Annotated in this window: 4 protein-coding genes and 2 pseudogenes; 1 reads left to right on the plus strand and 5 read right to left on the minus strand. The window is 74.6% G+C overall.

Annotated elements, in window-relative coordinates; genetic code table 11:
• A pseudogene (locus tag G3I42_RS20195) lies at positions 1 to 262 on the minus strand (ATP-dependent DNA ligase); the annotation flags it as partial.
• A 145-nt stretch (positions 263 to 407) separates the two neighbouring features.
• On the opposite strand from G3I42_RS20195, the gene G3I42_RS20200 reads away from it, so the two are divergent.
• On the plus strand, positions 408 to 1400 hold the full coding sequence (locus tag G3I42_RS20200) for an NADP-dependent oxidoreductase (protein ID WP_164287890.1): 993 nt from the start codon (positions 408 to 410) through the stop codon (positions 1398 to 1400).
• 62 nt (positions 1401 to 1462) lie between these two features.
• Here the strand turns inward: G3I42_RS20200 and G3I42_RS20205 are convergent, their stop codons facing one another.
• The 4 genes and pseudogenes from G3I42_RS20205 to G3I42_RS20220 all read right to left on the minus strand — a co-directional run.
• Positions 1463 to 2290, minus strand: a complete 828-nt coding sequence (locus G3I42_RS20205; RefSeq protein ID WP_164287892.1) for an aldo/keto reductase — start codon at positions 2288 to 2290, stop codon at positions 1463 to 1465.
• A 74-nt stretch (positions 2291 to 2364) separates the two neighbouring features.
• Positions 2365 to 3591, minus strand: a complete 1227-nt coding sequence (locus tag G3I42_RS20210; protein WP_164287894.1) for an MFS transporter — start codon at positions 3589 to 3591, stop codon at positions 2365 to 2367.
• A 199-nt stretch (positions 3592 to 3790) separates the two neighbouring features.
• Complete coding sequence (locus G3I42_RS20215; protein WP_164287896.1) at positions 3791 to 4813, minus strand: ABC transporter ATP-binding protein; 1023 nt, start codon at positions 4811 to 4813, stop codon at positions 3791 to 3793.
• Positions 4813 to 6176, minus strand: a pseudogene (locus G3I42_RS20220) (ABC transporter permease); the annotation flags it as partial. The gene G3I42_RS20215 and the pseudogene G3I42_RS20220, both read right to left, overlap by 1 nt.

A 6176-nucleotide genomic window follows, 5' to 3' on the forward strand; every position in this document is an offset into this window, starting at 1 on the left:
CGGCCGCGAGCCCGTCGAGCGCGGCGTCCACGTCGTGCAGGCTCAGCGAGGGCTCGGCGGCGGGCGCGGGCGCGTCGCGCAGGGTGCTCCAGCCCACCCCGATGCGGCCCTGCGGCACGCGCCCGGACAGGTAGGCGATGGCGAGCGGCGCGTCCTCGGGCCCGGCGGCCAGGAAGAGTTCCGCGAGCAGTTCCGTCTTGCGCGAGCGGGACCGCGTCGCGGCCACGGCGCCCGACACGTCCACGAGCGTCACCAGGAGCATCACCCCATCGTGCCCCGCCCGCGCCCGGCCCGCACGAGGGTGTTGCATGGACGCGAGAAGATCGCCGGGCGGGTACCCGACGCCACCGCCCGGCCGCGTACCCGCGCACCGGACCGACGACAGCCCCGGAAGGAAACCCCGCCCCATGACGGACAGCACCCCGAAGGACCGCCCCGACCGCACCATGCGCGCCCTCGTCCAGACCGGCTTCGGCGGCCCCGAGGTCCTGCGCCTGGACCGCGTGCCGCGCCCGGCACCCGTGCCGACCGAGATCCTCGTGCGCGTGCGGGCCGCCGGGGTGAACCCGGTGGACTGGAAGACCCGCGAGGGCCTGGGCGCCGCCGCGAGCCTCGCGAGCCCGCCGCTCGTGCCCGGCTGGGACGTCGCGGGCACGGTCGAGGAGGTCGGCACGGGGGTGACGCTCTACAAGCCGGGCGACGCGGTGCTCGGCATGCCGTGGTTCCCGCGCACGGCGGGCGCCTGCGCCGAGTACGTCACCGCGCCGGCGCGTCAGTTCGCGCCGATCCCGAAGGGCCTCGACTTCGACGAGGCGGCGGCGCTGCCCCTCGCGTCGCTCACCGCCTGGCAGGCGCTCGTCGACACCGCGCGGCTGCGCCGGGGCGAACGGGTCCTCATCCACGCGGCGTCCGGCGGCGTGGGTCACCTGGCGGTGCAGCTCGCGCACCACATCGGCGCGCACGTCATCGCGACGGCGAGCGCCTCGCGCCACGCGTGGCTGCGCACGCTCGGCGCGGACGAGGTCGTCGACTACCGCACCGAGCGCTTCGAGGAGCACGTCTCGGGTGTCGACACCGTCCTCGACCTCGTGGGCGCGAAGGACGACACGAGCGCGCGTTCCCTGGCGGTCCTGCGGCCCGGGGGCCTGCTCATCACGGTGCCGTCGAGCGGCGGGGGAGACATCGGGGAGCGCGCGACGGCGGCCGGGGTGCGGTTCACGGGCATCCTGGTCGAGCCGGACGGGGCGGCGCTGCGCCGGATCACGGCGCTCGTCGAGGAGGGCGCGCTGCGCGTCCACGTCGACGCGGTGCACCCGCTGGAGAAGGCGGCGGAGGCGTACGCGCGCGGCGAGAAGGGCGGGGTGCGCGGCAAGCAGGTCCTGCGGATCAGCGAGAACTGAGCCGCGGGGAAGGGAGCCGTTCGGGCGAGGGGCCGCGGCCCCTCGCCCGTCCCGGCGGAGCGTCAGTTCAGCTCGTCCGGGTGCGGGCCCGTCCGCAGCCCGCGGTCGAGCGCGTCGACGGCGGCCATGTCCTCGTCGCTCAGCGTGAAGCCGAAGACGTCGAGGTTCTCGCGGATGCGGGCGGGGGTGACCGACTTCGGGATGACGATGTTCCCGCTCTGGAGGTGCCAGCGCAGCACGATCTGCGCGGGGGTGCGGTCGTGCCGCGCCGCGAGCGCGGCCAGGGCGTCGTCCTTCAGCAGCGCGCCCTGGGCGAGCGGGCTCCACGCCTCGGTCGCGATGCCCAGCCCGGCGTGCGCGGCGCGCAGTGCGCGCTGCTGGAGGCCGGGGTGCAGCTCGACCTGGTTGACGACGGGGACGACGCCGGTTTCGGCGACGAGCCGGTCCAGGTGCGCGGGCTGGAAGTTGGACACGCCGATCGCGCGGGTGCGGCCGTCGGCGAGGAGCTTCTCCAGGGCGCGGTAGGTGTCGACGTACCGGTCGCGGGCGGGCGCCGGCCAGTGGATGAGGTACAGGTCGGTGTACTCCAGGCCGAGCTTGTCGAGCGAGGCGTCGAAGGCGCGCAGCGTCGTGTCGTACCCCTGGTCGTCGTTCCACAGCTTCGTGGTGACGAAGAGTTCCTCGCGCGGGACGCCGCTGGAGGCGAGCGCGCGCCCGACGCCGCGCTCGTTCCCGTAGACGGCGGCCGTGTCGACGGACCGGTAACCGGCCTCCAGGGCGCTCGCGACGGCGGCGGTCGTCTCCTCGTCGGGGACCTGGAAGACGCCGAAGCCGAGCTGGGGCATGAGGACGCCGTTGTGCAGGGTGACGGTGGGGGAGGGGGTGTTCATGGTGGTGCTTTCCTGACGGTACGGGAGCGGGGCGGCGTACTGCCGGGGGCGTCCGCCCGGGCTGGGGAAGGTGGTCAGAGGGGGGTCGGTGCGGCGGGGGTACGTTCCGGGCCGGCGACCGGGTGGGCCGTCGGCGCGCTCGCGTCGCCGGGCGCGGGCCGCTCGCGGTCGAGGGCGGCGGAGACGAAGGCGAGGAGCAGCGCGGAGAAGGCGAGGGCGGCGCCCACCCAGTTGGGCGAGGTGTAGCCGAAGCCCGCGTCGATGACGAGGCCGCCCAGCCAGGCCGCGAGGGCGTTGCCGAGGTTGAAGGCGCCGATGTTGACCGCGGAGGCGAGCGTCGGCGCGCCCGCGGCCTTGTCGAGCACCCGTTTCTGGAGCGGCGGGACGGTCGCGAAACCGAGTGCGCCGATGAAGAAGAGGGTGAGCGCCGCTCCCGCCTCCGAGCGGGCGGTGACGGTGAACAGGGCGAGGACGAGCGCGAGCGCGCCGAGCACGGTGAAGAGCATCGGCATGAGCCTGCGGTCCGCGTACCTGCCGCCGACGAGGTTGCCCGCGACCATGCCCGCGCCGAAGACGACGAGGAGCCAGGTGACCGAGGAATCGGCGAAACCGGCGACCTCGGTGAGCATCGGGGCGATGTAGGTGACGGCGGCGAAGACCCCGCCGAAGCCGAGCACGGTCATCGCCATCGCGAGGACGACCTGGACCTCGCGCAGGGCCGCTAGCTCGTGGCGCAGGCGCACGCCCTCGGGGCGGGGGAGTTCGGGGACGAGCTTGAGGATGCCGAGCATCCCGAGGACGCCGAGCGAGGCGACGATCAGGAAGGTGACGCGCCAGCCCGCGGCCTGCCCGACGTACGTGCCGAGCGGCACACCGACGAGGTTGGCGACGGTGAGCCCGGTGAACATGAGCGCGATGGCCCCGGCCCGCTTCGCCGGGGGGACGAGGCCCGCGGCGACGACCGAGCCGATGCCGAAGAAGGCGCCGTGCGCGAAGGAGGCGACGACCCGGCCCGCGAGCATCACGCCGAAGACCGGGGCCACGGCGGAGATCACGTTGCCGAGGACGAACAGGCCCATGAGCAGCATGAGCATCCGTTTGCGCGGCACCCGGGTACCGAGCAGCGTCATGATCGGGGCGCCGATCACCACGCCGAGGGCGTAGCCCGTCACCAGGAGCCCCGCGGTCGGCACGGAGACGCCGAAGCCGTCGGCGACCTCGGGCAGGAGCCCCATGATCACGAATTCGGTCGTGCCGATACCGAAGGCCCCGATGGCGAGGGCCAGGAGCGCCAGAGGCATGAGGAGAGAACCCTTCGAGAGCTGAATGTCCGCGAGACGCGGATGCAAGTGTTAGCCGGTTACGTGCGCCGACAATACTTGCGCACGCGCTATAAAGGCAAGCGCGGGAAAACTGGGTGGGGTGCGGTGCGCGCGCGGAAGGGGCGGGGCCGGGGAAACACCCCAGGCCCCGCCCCTTCGTGCGACGGGTTTCGCTCGTTCAGCCCTCCTGGCCGCCCTCACCCCGCGCGTTCTCGCGGCTGTCCCCGCGTCGGTCGGGCCACACCCGGATGTGGTCGGGCTCCAGCTCCAGCATCGCCCGATCGCGCAAGCCCAGCGCCGAGGTGTAGTCGGGCGGCAGCTGGAGCCGTCCCGCCCGGTCGAGCGTCACGTACTCGTGCGCGGACACCGACTCCTGCCCGTCCGCACCGATCTCCGTGTGCCGCAGCACCTCCGTGGACGTCCGCCCGTCGCGGATCGCGACCGTCCGGTTCACCTCGTTCGCGACCTCCGCGTCGTGCGTGACGATCATGACCGTCATGCCGAGCTCCTCGTTCGCCCGGCGGAACGCCGCGAAGACCTGCGCACCCGTCGCCGAGTCCAGCTCACCGGTCGGCTCGTCGGCAAGGAGCAGCGACGGCTCGTTCGCCAGCGCCACCGCGATCGCCACCCGCTGCTGCTGCCCGCCGGACAACTGCGCGGGCAGCCGGTCCGCGCAGTCGCCCGCCTCCAGCATCCGCAGCAACTCCTCCGCCCGCCGCGCCCGCTTGCCCCGCGTCGCGGCCCCCCGGCCGCCCCCGCGCAACTGCATCGGGAGTGCGACGTTCTGCGCCGCCGTCAGGAACGGCAACAGGTTCCGCGCGGTCTGCTGCCACACGAAGCCCACCACCTCGCGCCGGTACCGCAGCCGGTCCTTGCGGCCCATCTGGAGCAGCGGGAAACCGCCCACGGTCGCCGAGCCCGCCGTCGGCCTGTCCAGCCCCGCCAGAATGTTCATGAGGGTCGACTTGCCGCTGCCCGAAGCCCCCACGAGCGCCATCAACTCGCCCTCGTACACCAGGAGATCAAGGCCCTGGAGCGCCTGCACCTCGACCCCGTCGGCGCTGAAGACCCGCACCAGGCGGTCACAGGCCACGAGCGCGTCGTGCCCGTAGGCGCGCGTGTCGCGCCGCTCCGCGGCCCGCCGCTCCAGCTCGCTCAGACTCGGGACCGCACCGGCCCCGGCCCCGGTGGGCTCGCCCATCATGCGTCTCCTGCCCTGAGTTCCGTGATCATCTTCGTACGCCGCAGCCACCACGCCTGCCCCAGCGAGACCAGCGCCGCGAGGACCGCGATCCCCGCCGCCGGCAGTGCCAGCACCCACGCGCCGCCGTGCAGCGAGGCGGCCACCCCCTCCGGGCCCCGCCCGTCGGTACGCGCGAACGCGAGCCGATCCAGGTCGAGCAACGGAGCGAGCAACCTGATCGCCCCCCAGCCGACCAGCACCCCACCCCCCGCCGCGAGCAACGTCTGCGGCACGGCGTCAAGCAGCGTCAGCGTGCGCGTCCCCCGCCGCGACAGCCCCAGCACCCGCAACCGTACGAGCAACGCGGTCCGCTCCGCCGCTCCCGCCTGCGCGTGCAACAACAACGCGAGCAGCGCGTACCCGGCGGCGGCGCCCACCGCGGCGGCGAACAACCGCGTGACGCCCTCCTGCAACGGCGAGTCCGCGTACGCGGCCCGCTCGTCCGCACGCAACCGCAGGCGAGGCCGCGGCTCGGCCCTCTCCACGAGCTTCCGCAACGCCTTCGCGTCCGGCTCGCCCGCCACCAGGAGATCCGTCGTGGGCCGCCGGTCCAGCGCCGCCCGGTCCATGAGGAGGAAATCGGCGCCACCGAGCGCGGGCGGCGCCTCGGCCACCCGCGTCACCCGCACCCGCACCCGGCCAGCGAGCGAGGACACCTCGCGCGGCTTCGCCCCGAAGACCTTCGCGACCCGCGCCGAGGCGACCACGTCCACGACACCGCCCCGCTCCGCCCGCGGCGGCACCGGCCCGGAACCGAGCCCCTGCGCCCGCAGGAAACTCCCGTACGAGGACGGGTCGACGGCCATCAGCGCGAGCGGCCGCGTACTCGCCGCCCCCGACTCCACGGGCAGCGCCACCGTCTGGTCGATCAGCACGGGCGCCACGTCCCGCACCCCCGCGACCTTTCGCACCCCCTGCTCGACGTCACGTGGCAACGCGGCGAGCGCCCCCGTCGCCGAGACCCGCGCGTCCGCCCCCGCCGTCACGAGCGCGGCACGGTCCCGGGCCCCCGCGACATCCGTGAGCACCGCCCCGCCGACCCCCGCCGTCGTCACCGCGATCAGCAGCACGAACAGCGGCAGCGTCCCGCTCGGCGCCGCCCGGCCCGCCCGCGCGAAGAACAGGAAACCCGTCAGCCCCCGGGACCGCCCCGCCACCCGCGCGGCCCACCGCAACGGCAACGGATAGCACCGCACCAGCACGAGAGCGGCGACCAGCGCGAGCAGCACGGGCACCGCCCCCGCCCCGCCCCCACCGCGGCGCGAGGCGAACAGCACGAGCAGCGCCACCGCCACGACCGTCAGCTCCGCGACCGTGCGCC

Source organism: Streptomyces sp. SID11385 (genome assembly GCF_010548245.1).
Lineage (GTDB): Bacteria > Actinomycetota > Actinomycetes > Streptomycetales > Streptomycetaceae > Streptomyces.